This is a genomic window from Marinifaba aquimaris (assembly GCF_013328345.1).
Taxonomy (GTDB): Bacteria; Pseudomonadota; Gammaproteobacteria; order Enterobacterales; family Alteromonadaceae; genus Marinifaba; species Marinifaba aquimaris.
Window position 1 is genome coordinate 178,154 of record NZ_JABULX010000005.1, and the last position, 19,523, is coordinate 197,676.

General features: G+C 41.5%; 25 protein-coding genes. 10 read left to right on the top strand and 15 right to left on the bottom strand.

Translation table 11 applies throughout. The features are described from left to right. Positions 1-61: 61 nt before the first annotated feature. Positions 62-271 (bottom strand): PaaI family thioesterase, encoded by a 210-nt coding sequence (locus HR060_RS19850; protein WP_425487450.1) that lies wholly within the window; start codon positions 269-271, stop codon positions 62-64. On the opposite strand from HR060_RS19850, the gene HR060_RS19315 reads away from it, so the two are divergent. Then, complete coding sequence (locus tag HR060_RS19315) at positions 271-423, top strand: hypothetical protein (RefSeq protein WP_246283087.1); 153 nt, start codon at positions 271-273, stop codon at positions 421-423. The genes HR060_RS19850 and HR060_RS19315 overlap by 1 nt on opposite strands. Before the next feature lie 126 nt (positions 424-549). Then, a complete protein-coding gene (locus HR060_RS19320; RefSeq protein WP_246283088.1) occupies positions 550-762 on the top strand; it encodes a hypothetical protein in 213 nt (70 codons plus the stop codon). Here HR060_RS19320 and HR060_RS05540 read toward each other — a convergent pair whose 3' ends face one another. Continuing rightward, the gene (locus HR060_RS05540; protein WP_174199285.1) at positions 763-1,191 is read right to left on the bottom strand and encodes a hypothetical protein; all 429 of its coding nucleotides are present in this window, start codon (positions 1,189-1,191) and stop codon (positions 763-765) included. 94 nt (positions 1,192-1,285) lie between these two features. Then, positions 1,286-2,326, bottom strand: coding sequence for an alkene reductase (locus HR060_RS05545; RefSeq protein ID WP_174199286.1), 1,041 nt, complete (start codon positions 2,324-2,326; stop codon positions 1,286-1,288). A gap of 127 nt (positions 2,327-2,453) precedes the next feature. On the opposite strand from HR060_RS05545, the gene HR060_RS05550 reads away from it, so the two are divergent. Next, positions 2,454-3,041 carry a TetR/AcrR family transcriptional regulator gene (locus HR060_RS05550; protein WP_174199287.1) on the top strand — a complete coding sequence of 196 codons (588 nt, stop codon included), beginning with the start codon at positions 2,454-2,456 and terminating at the stop codon, positions 3,039-3,041. 3 nt (positions 3,042-3,044) lie between these two features. Here the strand turns inward: HR060_RS05550 and HR060_RS05555 are convergent, their stop codons facing one another. From HR060_RS05555 to HR060_RS05575, 5 genes are all read right to left on the bottom strand, one after another. Continuing rightward, positions 3,045-4,295 (bottom strand): hypothetical protein, encoded by a 1,251-nt coding sequence (locus HR060_RS05555; RefSeq protein WP_174199288.1) that lies wholly within the window; start codon positions 4,293-4,295, stop codon positions 3,045-3,047. Between the two features lie 140 nt (positions 4,296-4,435). Next, complete coding sequence (locus HR060_RS05560; RefSeq protein WP_174199289.1) at positions 4,436-5,683, bottom strand: erythromycin esterase family protein; 1,248 nt, start codon at positions 5,681-5,683, stop codon at positions 4,436-4,438. 12 nt (positions 5,684-5,695) lie between these two features. Beyond that, positions 5,696-6,250: a cytochrome b gene (locus HR060_RS05565; protein ID WP_174199290.1), complete on the bottom strand. Its 555-nt coding sequence runs from the start codon at positions 6,248-6,250 to the stop codon at positions 5,696-5,698. Between the two features lie 153 nt (positions 6,251-6,403). Continuing rightward, the gene (locus HR060_RS05570; RefSeq protein ID WP_174199291.1) at positions 6,404-7,249 is read right to left on the bottom strand and encodes a LytTR family DNA-binding domain-containing protein; all 846 of its coding nucleotides are present in this window, start codon (positions 7,247-7,249) and stop codon (positions 6,404-6,406) included. A gap of 134 nt (positions 7,250-7,383) precedes the next feature. Continuing rightward, entirely contained in the window at positions 7,384-9,345 is a 1,962-nt protein-coding gene (locus HR060_RS05575) for a CHASE3 domain-containing protein (RefSeq protein WP_174199292.1), read from the bottom strand. Between the two features lie 182 nt (positions 9,346-9,527). On the opposite strand from HR060_RS05575, the gene HR060_RS05580 reads away from it, so the two are divergent. Continuing rightward, positions 9,528-10,259: a hypothetical protein gene (locus HR060_RS05580; protein ID WP_174199293.1), complete on the top strand. Its 732-nt coding sequence runs from the start codon at positions 9,528-9,530 to the stop codon at positions 10,257-10,259. A 53-nt stretch (positions 10,260-10,312) separates the two neighbouring features. On the opposite strand, the gene HR060_RS05585 is transcribed toward HR060_RS05580, so the two are convergent. Together HR060_RS05585 and HR060_RS05590 are read right to left on the bottom strand one after the other, a co-directional pair. Continuing rightward, positions 10,313-10,666, bottom strand: a complete 354-nt coding sequence (locus HR060_RS05585) for a DUF4124 domain-containing protein (RefSeq protein ID WP_174199294.1) — start codon at positions 10,664-10,666, stop codon at positions 10,313-10,315. A gap of 141 nt (positions 10,667-10,807) precedes the next feature. Next, positions 10,808-11,179, bottom strand: a complete 372-nt coding sequence (locus HR060_RS05590; protein ID WP_174199295.1) for a hypothetical protein — start codon at positions 11,177-11,179, stop codon at positions 10,808-10,810. Positions 11,180-11,307: 128 nt separating this feature from the next. Between HR060_RS05590 and HR060_RS05595 the strand changes: the two genes are divergently transcribed. From HR060_RS05595 to cobD, 3 genes are all read left to right on the top strand, one after another. Then, entirely contained in the window at positions 11,308-11,886 is a 579-nt protein-coding gene (locus tag HR060_RS05595) for a histidine phosphatase family protein (RefSeq protein WP_174199296.1), read from the top strand. A gap of 94 nt (positions 11,887-11,980) precedes the next feature. Beyond that, positions 11,981-12,946, top strand: a complete 966-nt coding sequence (gene cbiB / locus HR060_RS05600) for an adenosylcobinamide-phosphate synthase CbiB (protein ID WP_174199297.1) — start codon at positions 11,981-11,983, stop codon at positions 12,944-12,946. Between the two features lie 12 nt (positions 12,947-12,958). After that, positions 12,959-14,002, top strand: a complete 1,044-nt coding sequence (cobD, locus tag HR060_RS05605; protein ID WP_174199298.1) for a threonine-phosphate decarboxylase CobD — start codon at positions 12,959-12,961, stop codon at positions 14,000-14,002. Positions 14,003-14,044: 42 nt separating this feature from the next. Here the strand turns inward: cobD and HR060_RS05610 are convergent, their stop codons facing one another. Then, on the bottom strand, positions 14,045-14,437 hold the full coding sequence (locus tag HR060_RS05610; RefSeq protein WP_174199299.1) for a hypothetical protein: 393 nt from the start codon (positions 14,435-14,437) through the stop codon (positions 14,045-14,047). A gap of 142 nt (positions 14,438-14,579) precedes the next feature. Between HR060_RS05610 and HR060_RS05615 the strand changes: the two genes are divergently transcribed. Further along, positions 14,580-14,996: an RNA-binding S4 domain-containing protein gene (locus HR060_RS05615; RefSeq protein WP_174199300.1), complete on the top strand. Its 417-nt coding sequence runs from the start codon at positions 14,580-14,582 to the stop codon at positions 14,994-14,996. Positions 14,997-15,069: 73 nt separating this feature from the next. Here HR060_RS05615 and HR060_RS05620 read toward each other — a convergent pair whose 3' ends face one another. Then, complete coding sequence (locus HR060_RS05620; protein ID WP_174199301.1) at positions 15,070-15,909, bottom strand: histone deacetylase family protein; 840 nt, start codon at positions 15,907-15,909, stop codon at positions 15,070-15,072. 352 nt (positions 15,910-16,261) lie between these two features. On the opposite strand from HR060_RS05620, the gene HR060_RS05625 reads away from it, so the two are divergent. Beyond that, complete coding sequence (locus HR060_RS05625; protein ID WP_174199302.1) at positions 16,262-17,038, top strand: hypothetical protein; 777 nt, start codon at positions 16,262-16,264, stop codon at positions 17,036-17,038. A 160-nt stretch (positions 17,039-17,198) separates the two neighbouring features. Continuing rightward, a complete protein-coding gene (locus HR060_RS05630; protein ID WP_174199303.1) occupies positions 17,199-17,600 on the top strand; it encodes a YkgJ family cysteine cluster protein in 402 nt (133 codons plus the stop codon). A gap of 5 nt (positions 17,601-17,605) precedes the next feature. On the opposite strand, the gene HR060_RS05635 is transcribed toward HR060_RS05630, so the two are convergent. The 3 genes from HR060_RS05635 to HR060_RS05645 all read right to left on the bottom strand — a co-directional run bounded on the left by HR060_RS05635 (position 17,606) and on the right by HR060_RS05645 (position 19,520). Then, the gene (locus HR060_RS05635; RefSeq protein ID WP_174199304.1) at positions 17,606-17,821 is read right to left on the bottom strand and encodes a TIGR02450 family Trp-rich protein; all 216 of its coding nucleotides are present in this window, start codon (positions 17,819-17,821) and stop codon (positions 17,606-17,608) included. Positions 17,822-18,072: 251 nt separating this feature from the next. Beyond that, positions 18,073-19,089 carry a hypothetical protein gene (locus tag HR060_RS05640; RefSeq protein WP_174199305.1) on the bottom strand — a complete coding sequence of 339 codons (1,017 nt, stop codon included), beginning with the start codon at positions 19,087-19,089 and terminating at the stop codon, positions 18,073-18,075. An 86-nt stretch (positions 19,090-19,175) separates the two neighbouring features. Next, positions 19,176-19,520: a hypothetical protein gene (locus tag HR060_RS05645; RefSeq protein ID WP_174199306.1), complete on the bottom strand. Its 345-nt coding sequence runs from the start codon at positions 19,518-19,520 to the stop codon at positions 19,176-19,178. Positions 19,521-19,523: the final 3 nt, after the last annotated feature.

Genomic DNA, 19,523 nt, shown 5'->3' on the forward strand with positions numbered 1-19,523 from the left:
GGGATATTAAATAAAAGGCTATTTAAATCAAGTGCGTAGCTATGGATATCCGATAAGTTAACTATTTAGTTGGTGGAATAGCATAGCGGCCTGTCGCACAAGCGATGAGTTGCTCTTTTGAGTATATTTTTACTTCAGCGGTGACCGAGCGCTTCACTAATTTTAAGATCTGGCATTGAGCCACTAGTTTTGTATCAGCCGCTGCTTTTTGCAAAAAGTGGAAATTGAGCTCTCTGGTAACCGTCCACCTCGTTCTTAAGGGGAGCTGCAATGCAATTTCGATTATATTTCGCGTTATTGGCTAGCTTGTTTATCACAAGCCCAATGGCAATTGCCAGTGCTGATAAAGCGATTCATCAGCACAAGTCCTTGACTGTACTGGCTGATATGCCGGTTCCTAAGGTGCAATTACATGTGACGTGAGACCCGATAGATGGGGTTAACCTACACATTGAAACCGCTAATTATATTCTCAATTCACCTAGTCAAACATTGACGCAGGCTGGCTACTTACAAGGCCATGCTCATTTGTTTATCAATGGTAAAAAAGTGATGCGAGTTTATGGTCAAGATGTGCATATTCCAGCGGCTTGGTTAGGTAAAGGTGTTAAGCAAATTGCGCTATCACTGAACAGCCATCAGCACGAAAACTGGATGTGGCAAAACAATATGATCGTGGGTTCTGTGTATGTTGATTTAGCTCAGGCTGAACTGGTATTACATCAGTTTTCATCTCAACCGATAGCGCATTTGGGGCATTAGCTATTGCTGGCTAGCGATGTTTCCGGCTAGTTGAGGTGGCCAAATGACGAGTGATTCTTCAAAGATGCTGTCTTTATCCACTATGGTTTGGGCGGCGGACACTGAAAAGTGAGGAAGCTGTTGTTCGAGTTGTTGCAGAAATTTCTGGCTGCGAGTTGAGCGGCCAAAAAAGCTGATTTGTGATTGGTCTTTGGCGGTAATTGTCCAGAAGTAATCACTGGGCCAAACATCAAAAAGGCCTGCTAGCTCTATACTGGCGATATCTGTTAAATCGATGCTACAACGGCTTTTACCAAAACCGGCGCGGATAGTATTGTTTTTTAGCTTGGGGCTGGCACTGATTAGGTTGATGGCAACATAAGCTACGTAAAGTAGTGCTGCTGCGATGCAAATAACAAGAACGACAGTAATTTGCTCGGGAATGTTCACCTGATAAGCCCTATTTGTTTTGTACTCCTTTCACTATACGCATTTTACAAAAAAAGCCTAACACTTTAGTTAGGCTTTTTTTGTTGCGATGCATTTAAATCAGCTGTTCTAACATGCTGTCTTCGTAATCGGTTAATGGCAAACCTGCTTTTACTTTCTCAATGTAATCAGGGTTGGCAATAAAAGGACGCCCAATTGCAAGTAAGTCAAAACGATCGTTTTTAATCGCTTCACTGCCTGTTTCAGCTGTGTAGCCACCTACACCCATCAAGGCTTTGCTATAGCGCTTTCTGACAAAATCGGTTGCTGAACCATCTAAGTGTTCGAATTGCATGCTGTCGTCAAACAAACCTAAGTGTAAGTAAGCTAAATTGCGTTTCTCTAATTCTGGTAATAAATACTCAAATACTTGGCGATCTCTTGCATCTGACTCCATTAAGAAATAAGCACCTGGCGAAACGCGTAATGCGGTTTTCTCTGCGCCCACTTTATCGATAATGGCATCAACTACTGCAAGTGGAAAACGCGCCATATTCTCTGGTGTTTGACCGTATTCATCATCGCGCTTGTTAGTATCGTAATGTAAAAACTGATCAATTAAGTAGCCGTTGGCACCGTGAATTTCTACTCCGTCAAAACCTGCTGCTATGGCATTTTCTGCTGCTGTTGCAAAGTCTGCTACCAGTTGCTCTATGTCTGCTGTCGTGACTGGTTTGGGTGTGATGTATTCCAATTCACGCATTCTTGGCACTGTGCCTTCAAGTTTCACCGCTGACGGTGCGACAACATCGCTACCAAAAAAGTGCGGGTGAGCAGCGCGACCGGTATGCCAAAGCTGAAGGAAAATTTTACCGCCTTTTGCATGAACGGCATCGGTAACAACTCGCCAGCCCGCAATTTGTTCTTGGCTGTAAATACCCGGCGTATTTGGGTAACCCTGACCATCAGGGCGGATAATTGTCGCTTCTGTGATGATCAAGCCCGAGGCTGCACGGCGCTCATAGTAATCGGCCATTTGCTGTGTAGGGACTAGGTTATCGTCTGCCATGCAGCGCGTTAACGGTGCCATCGCAATACGATTATCAAGCGTTAAGCTCGAATTTAATTTTAGGCTGTCGAAAAGAATATCAGTCATTGTTCCGTTTCCTGTAATTTGAACGCTTATTCAAGATAGAATTATTTGAACGATCATTCAAGTACTTTTTTGAACAATCGTTCAAAATTGTTTAGAATGACCCTTATCAACTAGTTATGAGGTCGTCATGCGCAGCGCAGAATTTGACAGAGAACAGGTGTTAAGAGCCGCTATCAAAGCCTTTGTAGCCAAGGGTTACACCAAAACCAGTATGCAAGATTTAAAGAAAGCGACTGGCTTACATCCGGGTTCAATCTATTGCGCTTTTGAAAGTAAACAAGGCCTTATGTTGGCGGCTATTGAACAATACGAAAAAGATAAATCAGCTGAGTTTGAAACTTTTTTTGTCGATCAACCGCGTATTTTAGATGGCATTTTGGCTTACCTAGAAAATACCGTCTCTGAAGTCACTGCCATCGGCCATGATTGTCAAAAGGCATGTTTAACTCAAAAAGCCTTGAGCGAACTGAGCGATAACGAACCCGAAATTGAAATCGCGCTAAAAGACAGTATTCAACAATGGCAACATGGCTTTGTTGAGGTCTTTCAAAAGGCACAACAAGCAGGCGAAATCAGCGGTGATCGCAGTGCAGAGCAACGCACACAAAGTTTAGTCATGGGCATTTTAGGCATGCGAACGTACGCGCAAACCCAGGCAGATAAAACCTTGCTAACCCAGCTCGCTCATCAACTCTTTGATGATGTCTGTCGTTAATTGTTAGAACTTTAAGCGGATTTGGTTTAACGAATCCGCTGCGTCACTAACCATCTTTTCACCTATGCCGGGTTTGACCATAATGCTGTCAGCTCCTGCACCATAACCACCTAACTTACTGGCTTCAATGGTGGGTACATAACCTAAGCTACCATTGCTATAACCAACGAATAAAGTATGTGAGTATTCACTTTTATTTTTGAGTTGATTAGCAAAGTCGCTAAAGAATTCACCCGAGAATGTCGCTAATGCAATGTCTTTAGATAAGCGAATAGCATTGACCTGAGCCGCATTGATTGGCTTTGCAAAGCCGTTATCGAGTAAAAATGTTCGCGTTGGGCCACTGGCTTCAAGTGGTAACTGATAGCTATGCTGAACAAAGTCGATGTGGCCTGATTGCTGGTAAGTTTTAGGTTTGACTAATGCTTGCTTGATAGGCGTGAACAGTTGAGCCGCGAGATCTTTTGCTTTTTCTACTGCGGCAGTAACTGGTGTTGTGCCTGCATCATATGGGTTGGTATCGCCTGCCGCGCCCGCTAAAAACATCATTTCACGCTTTAACTCTTGTTTTAAGCGCTTGGCTAAATAAGCGGGGTAATCAGCAGATACCACAGCTTGATGCCTATCCATTGTAACGACTGGATGGGCATTGTAATTGACGATACTCAAAAACGGTTGGCCGGATAAATGTTGAATATCTATCATATTTAAGTCGGTATTTGCTGCGGGAGATTGGATGCGTTTGGGGTTACTCCAAAGCATTTTGATGCCGTTTTCTGTCTTTTGTATGCGGTTATAGCTTTCATCAACTTGAATAGAATAAGCGGCTAATTGCACAGGTTGAAATTGACTATTGGCTTGGTTAATAAGCTTGATTAATTGCGGTGTTAGCTTAGTGATGTGGTGATCATCAACAAAACCCGAGTGAGTATGAGTGGTGTTAACAATCAATAAGTCGAGTTCGGTACCTGCATTTAATTGCGTCATTAATTGCTCATTTTCAGCTGGTAATAACCCCAAGATATCGAGCGATAAAATACCAATCTTTTGTTGACTATCACTGATCAGCAGTATTTTTGCAAATAAGGGATCAGTGATTTGATAGTCTTTGGTTGGCTCGCCCGCTAAGCGTAATAATGAATCTTTTTGCGGCTGTGGTGTGATATCTAAACGAGCAAAACTGGCTTGGTACTGACCGGCTAAACTGACGAAGCTGGTTAAGACTAAACTGCAGATTAATAAAAGGTTTTTCATAATAGGCACTGTTTTTATTCGCTTTTTTCTAGATTGTGCAAATTAAAAACAATTAGCAAGTCTGCTGAGACGAATAACCTATCTATGGTATTAGCTGCCAAGTTAGCCATCTCGTTTTACCGAGATGGCACAGATAACAGCTAGTTACTCGCTGTCACTTTGTTCAGTAAAAAGATACTGTCGAAGTGATTTTGCCATTGCGGCACAGCAATTTGGTGTCTGGCTTTGTATTCATGTCCGTACAACACTAAATCTTGATAGATATCTGCACTAAACGCCGAGGGTTCAACAAATAGTGCAGGCTGTTGCTCAGTGAACTGAGGTTGTAAATGATAAGCCAAATGCTGTTTGGTTAATGCCGGCAAGTCTTGTACTGAACCATCTCTAAATTCTCTAAATTGACCTGATACACCGGCAAAATTCACAAAATAGCTTTGTTCTCCATACTTCTGGCTTAAAGCTGTGGCGACATTGTGGTTACGCATCGTTAAATAGCCTTGGCGATTAACATGTACGTAGTGGCCCCAGACAATGACTTTTTTGTCGGTGTAAATATTCTCCAACATCCAATAAATATTATTGGCCATCACTAAGTCGTGTTCGTCAAAGCGGCGCAGGTCGTATTGCACTTCAAATAGGCGTACTAAGCCCTCTAGCAACCTAGCGTAATAGCTTGGGGTATCGAAGTTAGGTTGGTTATCTACAGCTTGCAGTGCATCCATTAATTGATAGCTGAGTACGATGTGTTGCTCAATTGCTCTGTCTGATAAGTTTTGCTTTTTTCGCTCTAAGGTTGCCTGTAACTGCTTGCTATAACTTGGCCACTGACTTAAAAATACTTGCTTGTTAGGTAGGGTTTCTACTTGGTTTTTAAGTTGTTGAACAAAGTGTTTGATCGATTGTTCACCACTTAAACGACCGTCAAAGCCAGCTAAGTGCAGGGCATTTTCACTATCGCGTTGGTGGTCGATGTAATCCATTAACGCTAAAAAGGCAGGGTCTTTGGCATAGCCAAAAAAGATATTGCCTTTAGCTTGTTCTGCAATGCTAGTATCTGCCGATAACGCCGATTTTTTATCGATTTCATTAACATCGAATAAGCCACTTTCCAGCAATAAAACATCAAAACCTTGTTGTTGGTGTAGGTATTTAACTAACCTAGCTTTAAGCGCGAACACTTCGTGCTCACCATGTGTTAACTCATCTAAGTAGATGATCTGCTTGTCTTTAATGGCCTCGCCAAATGCCGCTAAATCACTAAAGTCATCACTCTGAACTATTGCCACTTTATTTAGTGTTGGCATATTCATGGATACTTGTGCATCAACAGTGTGTGCCACGGTCAATGTCATAATTGCGCTGGCAAGTAGTTGTTTTACTCGTTTCATTATTTTGCTTCCTTAGGCTTGAGTGCGCGTTTCGCCATTAGCCGATAACATGCGTGTTAATGTATTGTCTTTGTCGATAAAGTGGTGTTTTAAGGCTGCCAAGACATGCAAGCTGACCAAAGCCACCATGGCATAACCTAAGTACACGTGAATTTGCTGACCAATCGCGCGTCCTGTTTCGCTAAAAGGGACCGCTTGCCCCGCTGCGTTGTAGTTATCTGGGATTATGGTTAAGCCAAACACAGCCACACCGTGCCCACCTAAACCTGAATACGCCATGCCTGAAATAGGCATCATTACACAAGCAAAGAGTAAAAAGTGGTGCATGATATTGACGATTTTTTCGTGCTCAGTGCCCTTAGCCGATGATTGCCAAGGGTTTTTGAATTTGTTGTACAAACGTATCGCTATTAGCAATAAAGCGATGACGCCAAATGATTTATGCCAATCGTAGAATGAATAATCATGACCGTCGGTCATGTATAGGCCTGATGCTAATAAACCTATGATTAATAGCGCACTTAGCCAGTGTATAGTGCGTGTCGCTTGAGTGGATTGTGTTGTCATAGTCGTGCTCCGTGGTGACTGTTTGCAAACACATTAAGCGCGAAAATTGACGAAAACTAAGGTTTTGGGATGAATGAACGGATTTTGGTATCAGTTGTTGGTTAGTTTAATTAAAAGGATAAACGGCTAGTCAGCCTTGCTTGCATAAGAGCGTTAATCGGCTGACATTGGAAAGGCGGCGAGTTGTTTTTTGACTGTGTTTTTACAACGTTTACTGATATTTACTTGCTCACCATTTTTTAAAATAGCAATCGCATGGCCTGATGTTTGGTTTTGTACTGCTTTTACTTGATGTAAGTTGATGATGTAACTGCGGTGACATTTATAAAAGTGGGCAGGGAGCTCAAGCTGCATTTGCTTTAGCGTAGTGCGTTTTAAAAATTGGCCTTCAGTGCTTTCTATCTCGACATAGTTGCCCGCCGATTTTATTAACCACACGGTATCGAGTTGCAAGCGATATGGACGACCTAAATGTTCAAGCTCTATTGTTTCAGCTCGAACTTGCTCTGTTGATGACGCTGGCTTATCAGCGGTTGTGGGTAGCTCCGTATCTGTTTGTTGTTTTTGAAAAATAAACAAATACCAATAAGTACAAACTGCAGCAAAGATACCGGCTTGCCTTGGTAAAAACAGTACAAAGTATCCGGTTAAATCTGATTTTAAATAGCTGTAATCAAACAATAACTGCAAGATAACTGCTGTCAGTATCATAGGAATGCCAAGTAATAAAAAGTAGCGCTTCATTGCACCTTGTTTGGCATGTAACGTCAGGCAATAAAGCGTGATAGGTGCAAAAACAAACCAAACGCCAGAGAGTTTCAGCCACCATAAAATATGGTCAATAAATTGAGTTTGTTGTTTAGCGACAAAGTGAAAATAGAAGATGCTGTAGATAGCAATAAATACGAGGTAGGCAAGGCCAAATCCGGCCATTAATTTTATCGCTTGGCGAAAATGGTTGTTATCAACAACAGCGGAATTGAGTTGAAAACTGAACATAGGTTTATCGTTATTATTCTATGTGCCAATCGTTTAGGCTTAAATAAAGCGAATAGATTGCACGTGTAATGTTACTCAGGTCTAGGTTGTAAGAGTAACAAATTGCGCTAGATTTGTATGGCTTGAAGCGATATTTAGCGGGTGCCAGTCGATAATGCTGCTATTTCTTGTTCAGTTAATAAATACTTTACTGCTTCTTCATAGAGTGGGCCCATATCAAATGGTTTACCTAGGTAGTTATCAAACCCCGTTTTTTGGTATTTTTCGATATCAGAATCCATGATATTAGCAGTGAGGGCAATTATGGGTAAGTCTTTGCTTTTCGCTTTAATGTGTTGGCACGCCGTGACACCATCCATCATGGGCATTTGAATATCCATAAAGATCATATCGATAATGTGATCTTTCATTTTATCTATCGCTTCTTGGCCATTATCAGCCACTATAATCTCAGCATGGGTGGGTTTCATCATAGAAACAAAAACCATCTGATTAATATAGTTATCTTCAGCTAGTAGTATCACTTTGCCTGATAAATCAGGTACCTGAGTGGAATGTTTCGCTTTACCAGCAATTTTTTCTGCTTGGGTCGTTGATAAAGGCAAACTGACCGAAAATTCACTGCCTTTGCCCACTTCACTGGTGACTTGGATTTGACCGTTCATCCTTTCAATCAGGCCTTGAGTAATGGACATTCCCAAACCTGTACCGCCAAATTTTCGAGTGGTACTTTGGTCGGCTTGTTCAAATCGCTCGAACAATCTGGCAATGGTGCTTTGTGTCATACCTATGCCCGTATCAGTAACGACGAATATTAACTCGCTTTTTACATCGTTTACTTCGCATTTAATGTGAATATCAACATAGCCGGTTTGGGTAAATTTGATGCTATTAGATACTAAGTTCAACAACACTTGCTGCACTCTGACAGGGTCGCCAATCCAAGCATCGTGAAAGTCTTCATCAATTTGATAAGTGAGCTGAATATTTTTGTGTAAAGCCGTTGGTGTCATCGACGATATAACGTGTTGCACTATATTGTTAAAGCTGAACGGAATTTGCTCAAAGCTGATTCGGCCTGCTTCGATTTTAGAGTAATCCAAAATATCGTTGATAATGGTCAATAAGGACTTACAAGAAAGTAGGGCATTTTGTAGTAAGTGCTGGAACTCTTGCTCTTGGCAAAATTGACGCTGTTCGATAATCTGTAATGAGCCATAAATACCGTTAATTGGGGTGCGTATTTCATGACTCATATTGGCTAAAAACTGACCTTTAGCCTGGCTTGCTTGATCGGATTGCGCTTTGGCTTTGACCAGTTCATCCATAGATTCATTGATGTCTAAAGTCATTTTGACAAAGGCTCTAGACAATGAGCCTATTTCATTTTTACTGTTTATTTCATCAAAAGGCAAGGCCTTACCTTGGCCAAATTGTTCAGCATTTTCAGCAATATTTAAAATGGGTTTGATGACTTTTCGTCTCAAATATAAACTGCTGATGGCGACAATCACTAATAGCAGTGAAGTTACTGTCGTGATGGTGATTTGATTGGTGTATTTAGCATCTGAATACGCTGTTTTCCGCAGTGCTAACAGGGCTTGTTCTTCTTTAGTAAACTCGGCTACTAATTGGCGTATTTCAACCATGGTGTTTTTGCCAAAATCACTGTTGACTATTTCCATGGCTTGTTTGAGTTTGTCTTGCTGAGTTAATTCTACAGTCAGTTGTAATTCAGCAAATTTTGTATCGATGAGGTTGTTGAGCTCATTCAGGCGTTTTTGTTGATTGGGGTTATCTGCAGTTTTGTCTTTCAGTTTAACCAGTTCGGTCAGTGCGTTTTTGACACCCGACTTATACGGCGTTAGATAACTGGTGTTTTGTGTCAGCAAGTAACCGCGTTGCCCCGTTTCTGCATCTTTTAAATAACTCAGCAGTGATGTGGCTTGCAAGATGACTTCATGAGTGTGAATAACCCATGCTTCGTTTTCTTCTGTCTTTTTTTGGCTAGTGGTTAAACTGGCAAGGTTAAGTGCGCCAAGTGTGAGAATGACGGTTAAACACAAGTAACTCGATTGTTTTAGATTTAAATTCACAGCTTAGTTTTATGGATACCTTTTTTGTCTAAATAACGCACAGCGTATTACTAGGTTTAGTTGCTATTAGCAGGCTTAGCAAGTGCAAATTACATCTTGCTTAAAAAAGGTAAAAACCAACGTTTTATCATAGAATTAGGTATAGTATTTGGCAGAATAAAAATTCAACAAAGTAACCTTGTATGCATATAGTGCTCGATTTTGACAAGCTGCTTGAAACCATCAAGCGATTACACCAAAGGATTAACGAGCGATTTGCTTGCTCTCGACTTAATCTAGTGGCCAGTGAACTGGCTGAAATGGCTGAGAAAAGCAGCGAAGATATCGCTTGGATCAACAAGCCTAATTTATGGTTGCGTCTTGGCGTTGCTATCTTAATTGCTCTAATGGCTTGGAGTGCTTATTTAACTTGGCCTGAGTTTCAAGTGCATAAAGGGCAAATGACCCAAGTCTTGATGTTGCAAGTGGGTGAATCCATTTTCAACTTATTGCTTTTAGTCGCGGCTGGTATTTTCTTTTTGTTCTCGATGGAAAACCGCATTAAACGTTCGCGGTTAATTCGATCGCTTCATCGATTAAGAGAGATAGCCCATATTGTCGATATGCTACAGCTAACTAAAGACCCTTATTATTCTGCAGGCTTGGGGCAAAAAACGGCGTCTTCACCTGATCGCGATATGACGATTTATGAATTACAAAGGTATTTAGATTACTGCTCTGAAATGCTATCTCTGGTTGGTAAGTTAGCGGCGTTATACGTTAAACACTTCCCCGATCCGGATGTCACTAGCTCAGTTAACGAAGTCGAAGTGCTTTGCACTAACTTGAGCCGAAAGATTTGGCAAAAAATTATGATAGCCAACTCGATAGAGCAAAAAGAAGGTAAAGACTACAATTTAATTGTTGGCGATTAATCAAAAAAAGAGGCGTAAAGCCTCTTTTTTATTGGGGTTTCAGTAAATAGCCTTTACTGACACTCTGCTTCTAAACGTTCTCTTTTGGCTTGTAAGCTATTGATATGGCGCGAAGCATTGGTATTTAAGTTTTCGATAATGCGTAAAGCGCGGTAACGCTTTTCACAATCATCATTTTGCTGCTTATCCGTTTCTAGGTTGTAGAAACTGGTTGTTGATGTAGCGGGCGAGACTTTGTTTAGTGCAACAGGGCGAGAGTTGCGGTCTTTAGGGTAAGCTGAAAAGTGAACGACACCTTTGTCATCTACCCATTGGTAAACGCCATCGGTACTAGCCACGGCCATGTTTGGCATTGCGATCACGGAAAGCAGTGCAATTAGTGCTGAATAAGTTAGTTTTAGTTTCATCTTCGTCTGCTTAATGAAAGTGATTTTTCCATTAACCTTTTTGACCTACATCCTTATAGTCGACGAGACTATACTGTTGAAATATAAAAAAATTATGACGAAATGAAGGAAAGTTGATTTCGTCTGGGTTAGCTGGACTTTTTATTTAGAACACGTTTGCTCGCGGTAGCCTTTTTCACCTTTATAAGCCAGCTTATCAACGGACTTGTAGCCTAATGATTCAGCTGTTGCTAAGTCTTTTTCATCTATCGTGTGCAAGTGAATATCGGCTGACTTTGCGCCACACATCGCCATTATAGGCATGCCATGAACACCACAGGCTGAACGCTCAGTATTGATACCTGCGTTAGCTAGGGCATTATCTGAATCTTTTAAGCTAGTGCCTGTGCCAGGTTCACATTGTTTGGCTTGTGTAGAGATATAAATGGTCACTTGGCCTGGTTTCGCGGTAGCATTACAGGCTGATAAAACGAGGGTTGTCAGTACAACGAATAAAGGTTTCTGAAAGCGCATAATTAGTAATTCTTTGTTTTTGCTCACTGTTTTGACCCTCAAGACGCTGAAAAGTTTGATAAAAATTAAAGAAAATTAATTTTTCACTTAGAATAAGCCAATACGTACTGCAAAGGGTAGTTTTTTTAATGAATACGCGTTTCTTTTTGGCCCGTCACGGACAAACTGAATGGAATTTACAGCACCGCATTCAAGGTCAATTAGATAGCCCCTTAACCCCACTTGGTCAGCAGCAAATGCAAGCTTTGGCTGACAGCTTAAGTGCCGTGAAAATCGATCATATCTACTCATCAACTTTGGGCCGAGCCGTGCAAAGTGCCGAGTGCTGCCAAGTACTATCCGAGTTTGCAGTAAAAAGTCATGAAGGCTTAAACGAGCGCGACTTTGGCACGTGGCAAGGTCAGTTGTTGTCCGCCATTGAAACCTTGCCTGATTACAATGATATTTGTTGGCAAGTGAACAACAGTAAACCACCCGAGGGTGAGACAAGCCTAGCTTGCCAGACTCGTGGTATTAACGCGTTGCAAACATTAGCCGTAAAACACCCAAATCAGAGTTTACTGATTATTGTTCATGGTGAATGGCTGCGCTGCACGTTAGCGGCAATAGGCGATGTCGAATTTAACCAAGCGTATCAAATTGCCAATGCTTCATGTTTTGAGTTGGAATACCAGGCGGATAATCAAAAATTGGTCTTAAAGCCATAGTCGTTACTGCCTAGCAATGAACGGTTCAGTGCGCGATAAATCAACTCAGTTCAGGTAGAATACACGGGTTTATCAATCCTATTTAAGTCTAAACATGGATGTCATCGCACATTATCAAACCTTTCTCGTCGTTGTTTTGGCCTTATTGCTCGATAAAATTTTTGCCGAGCCCAAGCGATTTCACCCTCTTGTTGGCTTTGGTAATCTCGCCATTTATATTGAAAAGCGACTTAACCGTTTTACTTACATTTTTGCCAGCAGGTTTTGCGGCGTCATCGCTTGGCTGATTCTTGTTTTGCCATTGCCTGTATTGTGTATGTGGGGCATGGCTCAATTACCGCTTTACGGACAAATCATCATCAGTGCAGTTGGTTTATATGCTGCAATTGGCTTAGCCAGCTTAAAGCAGCACGGCTTACAAGTTTATCAACCGCTTACAGAGCAAGATTTAACCACCGCTAGGCACTTCACCGGTTATTTAGTTAGTCGAGAAACCGCTGAACTGACACCTGATGAAATGGCTCGGGCAACCACTGAATCTATGTTAGAAAACGGCCACGATGCAGTGATTGCATCTTTGGTGTGTTTTGTTATCGGCGGTTTACCTTTAGTGATTGCACATCGTTTAGCTAATACGCTAGATGCCATGTGGGGCTATAAAAATCAGCGTTTTATCCACTTTGGTTGGGCGGCGGCTCGCTTAGACGATCTATTAGGTTTTGTTTCTGGCAAAGTATGTACCTTGCTTTATGCCATTCAGGGTTTATTCAAAGGGCGATTTCTTAGTGCGCTCAGTAATGCGATGACCCAAGGCAATCAATATAAAAGTCACAATGGCGGTTGGGTGATGGCTGCGGGCGCCACTGTACTTAATATTAAGCTAGGTGGTAGCGCTATTTATCACGGCCAAATCAAACACTCTGTTGAGTTAGGTCAGGGTGAAGCAATCGATGCTACGTCGATTAAAACCAGCATCGAGTTAGTTGAGCGTGCAGCGTTTTGCTTGTGTGGCTTTTTGTGGCTGGCGTTAGTCACACAGTTTAGTTTTTCTTTTTTCTAATTAGGTTTTCCCATGGCGTTAATTCACGGTGGCCAACTTAACCAAGTGGCTGCACAATATCAGATACCCGTTTCAGAATGGTTAGATTTATCGACAGGTATTGCGCCTATCAGTTATCCCGTTGGTGATATCCCAGCAAGCGTTTGGCAGCAGTTACCTCAACGTGATGACGAGCTTATCGACCTAGCATGTCAGTACTACTTTGAGAGAGTATCCGCGGCAGCCAAACAGCACATAATGGCTATCAGTGGTTCACAAGCCATTATTCAAACCTTACCTCAATTTGTGCAAAATGAATCGATTGCCAAGCAAGTTTTTGTTCCTGATGTCGGTTATAAAGAGCACCAGCAGGCTTGGCTTAATGCTGGTTATCAACTTGTGCATTACGCGCAAGATATTGATTTAACCTTGTTGGCTCAGGTGATTCCCGAGCAAGCCGTTGTCGTTTTGATCAACCCTAATAATCCGAGTGGCCAGCTTTATGCTGCTGAGCAGATAAGCCAACTATTGTCACAAGTGACTGCAAAACAAGGGTTGCTGATTGTTGATGAAGCATTTGCCGATATTGTCGCGCCAAACTACAGCGTGGCCGATTTAGTCTTTGAACCCGACTATCAAGACAGTTTGATTGTTCTGCGCTCGGTTGGTAAGTTTTTCGGCTTGGCCGGTATTCGATTGGGCTTTGTAATAGCAAGCCAAAACTGGATCCAGTTATTTAGTGAACGCTTAGGGCCATGGCAAGTAAATGGTGCTGCTCAGTACATAGGTAAACAAGCCTTGGCCGATACTCGCTGGCAACTTGAGCAAAAACATCAATTGGCCGAATTGGCTAATCATTTAACGGTATTGCTTGATCAAACCTTTGCGCAAAAAAGCCGAGGCACAGATTTATTTCGCACCGTGACACACCCCAATGCAGCCGAGCTTTATCAGCAGTTGTGTCAGCAGGGCGTCTATGCTCGCCTGACTGATGATCAACAAGCTCTGAGATTTGGTCTTGCCACAGCTGAGCAGCTGACCAAGCTCTCATCGGTATTGAATACATTAGTGTTATAAAAAAAGATAAAGGCGTGCTTAGTACGCCTTTTTATTGGCTCATTATTTGTAATGCAGCAATAACTCTTCTAACCAAGTCAGCGCTTGCTCTTGGTTATCAAAGTCATTGTGAAGTATGTCAGGCATTTCTGGTGCGTGATTTTTGACAATTTGCAGCTGTATTTTTTGTACTACTACATACGCCTTGGCAATGCAGGAGGTGCCTTTAAGCCATTGATTGAATAAGGTGGCTTGCTCAAAGGCTTCTGGGGTAGCACCTGTGTATCGCAGTGCATTAACCAGCAAGACAAACGGGCGATTAGCCGGTAAACCCTCGAGTGTTTTTTTCAACTCTTTAAAGCACCGTTGCGATAGTAAGCGATCGAATGACCCCATTATTTTTATTATCACAATGTCATTACGCGTCGTAATGTTATAGCTTGCACGATTACTCAACAGTTCAGTCCTATGTTGGTCTTGCTCTTTTTTAGTTTAAGTATAGCCATAAAAATTTAACCTTCATGATATGTTACGAGCTTATGTTGCCGCGCTCGTTTATAATATACAGGTTAAAGTTAAGTAGAAAACCGAGATAAAAATGAGTTGTGATGAAGGTTGTGGTTGCGATCACGAAGATGAAATTGAAGTAGAAGCTGAAGGGATAGAGGTTTCTGAGCAACCCATTGAGCTATACAAAGTATTGAAAATTGCCAATGTAGTAGAAGGCGGTGGCCAAGCAAAAATGCTCATTGGTGAAGGCTATGTGTACGTTAATGGCGAAGTGGAACTGCGCAAGCGCCGCAAGTGTTATGACGGTGATGTGGTCTATTTTAACGAAGAGTACTTTGTGGTTTTATGTGACCAGCCCGTTAAAGAAGCCGAACCTAAACCGGCAAAGCCCGCGAAACCTAAAGCAAGCCAAAGTCGCAAAAAGCAAAACAAGCCAGTTAATAAACGCGCTAACTCGCTAAGTAATACCTCAACAAGCACTGGTCGCAAGTCGATTAAGTTTTAGTACCACTGGTTGCAGACACTTAAAATAAGTGATGAGTCAGCTTTAACTCATCACTTAGTTGCCGAGCTAAGGCTTAACTAAAGACCTTAAACGCCTCTTCAACGACTAAGGCATGACGCTGTGCCAATGCCTCTCTGTCGTCGTCATAACCACCACCAATCACGGTAGCAACTGGAATATTCCTTTGTTGGCAATGGCTGAGCACCATATTATCGCGATTTCTGATACCCGCTTTACTGATATTGATTAAGCCTAGTGGGTCGTGCTCATAGATATCGACCCCCGCATCATAGATAACGAGGTCGGGTTGTAACTGTTCAAGTAGGCCAGTTAGCGTATCTTCTACAATTTGCAGATAATCGTCATCGGTTGTCCCTCTAACGACCTCGACATCCAAGTCACTAACGGCTTTTCGTGCCGGAAAGTTCTTATCGCAATGTACCGAGCAGGTAAAAATTGCATCATCGTCTTTTAAAATTGCTGCGGTACCATCGCCCTGGTGTACATCACAATCAAAGATCAAAATCTTTTTGGCTTTGCCCTGAGCCACAATCGCTCTTGCTGCAATGGCTAGGTCATTCAAAATGCAAAAGCCAGAACCAAAGTCGTAATGGGCATGATGTGTACCTCCTGCTAAATGGCAGGCAATGCCTTTTTTTAGTGCTAGCTGCGCCGTTAAGAAGGTGCCATTAGGCGAAATCAAAGTACGTTTTACTAACCCTTCAGACCAAGGTAAGCCCATGCGTCTTAACTCTTTGGCGGTCAGTTGGTTATTAATAAACTTATCTAAGTAGGTTTTATCATGCGCCATAGCAAGCAGCTCAAATTTGGCGGTGCCCGGCCTAAGTGTGTTTTCCTTGGTCGCTAAGCCTTTTTGCATCAAATAGCGATGCAACAGGTCGAACTTTTCCATCGGAAACCTGTGTTTGTTAGGAAAAGGATAGGAATAAACTGGATTGGTGATTAATGGGATCATAATGGGCGATACGTATACAAGCTTAATATCGATGATAGTCGCTTGTCGTTTAGGTCATTTTTTACGGCTAAAGATAGCGGCAGATGGTAAATAACCCTGTTAAAAATGCAAGTTGGTGATGGGGTTCAATTGCCTCCGTGTGTTGCGTAACTCAATCAAGAAACTGTCTTTAATACAACAACTTGAAAAATTCCCCTTAAAAAGTTGAACAAGTTTCACATTAAGTACAAATAACTGTGTTTACAATAAAGGCGAATCAATCAATGTTTAAATCATTAAAAGGACAAAAATGAAAAACGTAGTATTAAAAAGTAGCATCTTAGTAGGCGCAATCTTATCCGCTTTCAATGTAGCAGCTAGTCAAAGTGTAAAATATGACACTGACGGTACTAACCGTTGGACTAGCTACCAAGGCGGTGCACTGAGCAGTGTTGTTACTTCTTCCGATTCAGCAACGAATATTAACTTTGTTGCTCACACGACGTTCTACGCTAGCGAAGCCGACTGCACCACATCACCTGCATTGTACAACAGTGACACAGGTGCTTTTATTGCATCGGGTTCAATTAGCTATGCCAATGCGCAATCAACAGTATTATGGGGCGGTTTTGAAGCACCAGCACAATACGCATTCAACAACAAAGTAGCTAAATTCACGTGTTACTTACCAGACGGTTCAGTACAGGTTTTAGAGCATAAAATTCCTGGTGCGCCACAAGTGACTTGGAACATGGATTTAGCAGGTGTGGGCGAATTTAACAATGGCCGCTACGCGCAATTAAAAAGCACAGGCTATGCGAGCATTAACAACAAAACCAATGAAGGCCGTTGTGCTATCAATGCGCGCAACATTGCACCCACTAATTTGTTTAACGGTAAAGATAGCAAAGTGGGTTTTTACAGTGACTACTTTGGCTTAACAGAAACTATCAGCACACACAGTGGTGATGAAGTTGTAATTGGTTTTACCTGTTCAAACAGCGGTGGCTCAACAAGCTATATCAAGCGTTGGGACATTAGCGGTGAAACAGTGCGCTTAATTGAAAGCACAGTAACTACAAACTAATTAAGTTTGTATAACCGTTGAAAAAGGAAGCCTTGGCTTCCTTTTTTATTGCCTGTGTTTTTTATTTAGCAGTTACACAAAGACAAACACAAAACCCGCCGTAACATGCAGGCTTTTGATGATAGACTAAAGCCATTGCCCATAACCTAAAACAACCACCATGAAAGACTGTAATCAATGCGGAAAATGCTGCATCAAGTATGGCGGTGGTGATTTAGCGGCCACCCAAGAAGAAATCGACTTATGGGAACTGTTTAACCCTGAAATATTCGAATATGTAAAAGATGGCCAAATTTGGTTTGACCCTAAAACCAGAGAGCCACTTACACGTTGCCCGTTTTTAGAACTTGTACCAAAAACCAAAGCCGATGATAAAGATAAATACACCTGCAGTATTTATCACGACAGGCCAGAAGACTGCCGTCATTACCCCAGCTTGATTGAAGAAATGGTGCGAGATGAATGCGAAATGATTGAGGTGGTCGATTTAACCAATACCAAAAAAGCCCAACATCAACTTGATAAGCTAATGAGTGACAGCCGCCCAGCAAAAGGGGCTTAAGGTTATTACTTCCAACCAAACTGCCATTTATCGGCATCTTTTAAGCTCTGCCAATCAATTTGGTAAGCGGTTTTCGACAGCACCGCCTCTAAGGTGCAAGCGATAACGGTACCATCTTCTTCGTACTCGACGTCGGTAATTAAAAAGTGCTTTTCTCGTTTTAAAGGTGTTACCGCCGTCCATTTACTCTGGCGTAACTTAGCTGGGTTAATTCGATTCATATCAACCTATAACAAAGGATAGTTAGATACGGGTTTATACGGAGTCATTGATTGATGTGGTTTAGTGGTGTGGCTTAATAGGTGGATGTTACGGGTTAGAGGGAGTGAAGTTTCCGGTAAAAAGTAGGCTGTAATGTTTTGTGAGCTATTGCAAATAAAGTGACTTAGTGGGGGCCCCACTAAGTCACTTATAGTCTAAATCCTAATGCAAAATGAAAGACTTGCCACTGATTTCTTACTTGAGCAATTTGTTAGCTACCTAGCCAGTTTGCGAATAAAGAACAACCAACGCCAACGACTACTGTTCCACCTAAACTAAGCAAAGCTTTAATTTTACTTGCTCTAATCTTACTTGAAGAATTTTTAATGAAATTATCATCTGCACCAGAAAAGTTGATATAAGATTGCTCATAAATACTATCAAGTGCCACTTCCGCTTTACTACCTGCAAACACTCCAAAACGTATTGATAAGTATGCACATAGAACAGAAAGTAGAGCGAATAGAGTCGTCGTTTTGGCGTCTACATTTGCAACAAGGTAAACCTCGGATAACTTCCAGATTGAGTAGCAAGTTAGAGATAAGAGACTATATTTTGTAAGCTTGGGTACAAAGTGAGATAGCTTTCTAATTGTTTTTACGGAAGAAGAAATTGAATTTTTTTCTACCGTATTAAACCAACTTTTCAAAACACTCATTAATGCATTTGCTACAGTGCTATCTACATAGTCGATCGAGAATGCAGCTGCATTAGCATTTTCCAATTGAAACAAAGGTATTTCAAATGGCATTGAACCAATTTGCTCTCTCATTTCTTCAATTTTTGCTACCCGAGATGCGAGCTTAACCGTTATTTTATATTCTTGTGGTCGGTTTGTTTTTGGTAGAATTATCAAAATATTGTATGAAGCAATAAACTCTTCTACCGCCGCTCCTTTAGCGCCGTTATGTAGTTTTAAGCGCTCTAAACTACTGTGCCTTTCTGAAGAGTCATCAACATAATTCACAGTATATGTTTCATGAAATGAAACAATATTGTACTGTTCAGTTGATTGTATGAGCCTATGATGCAGTTGCTCAATATCATGCAATTTTAATATGAAAGGGTCGCTATTTAACTCTCTAAGTCGTTCTGATTTTCCTGTTATTTCATTGTAAAAATCTTGCGCTAGCTGGAAGCTTATTTGATTAGTAGCTTTTTCGTCGCCTACAACGACAAGCTTTTCTCCATCATTTTCATAACCATCAATTTCTACTACTTCTGTCATTTGATACTCCATGGTTTAGTTATAGGTAGCTAACGCCCGCCTAAGCGGCAGATAAAGGTTACCTTGGGGTGTTTGCTATATACAAATCAAAGACCACTACTTGCCATTTGTATTCTACGAGAGTACTGATAAGCAGAACCATTTTTGCATAAGATGTATATTGAGTCATCTTTAGATGTGGCGATCCGTTTTGCTAGTTGGGCTAGCTGCTTAGCGACGTAACCTGCACCAGGAATGAAACCAGCTGGTCTTGGCACTATATCCATCATCTCGGAGCAACTTTTTGATGATGTCACCATTTGCCATGTGAGCCGAACTACTTTGTCGTTAACCTCTATTCGCGCAGCGTAAGTCGCACCGAAGAATGACTTTAAAATTGCCTTTATGTGAGATGCTGACACTTCTTTATATTCCTTTAATTGCTTAGACATATT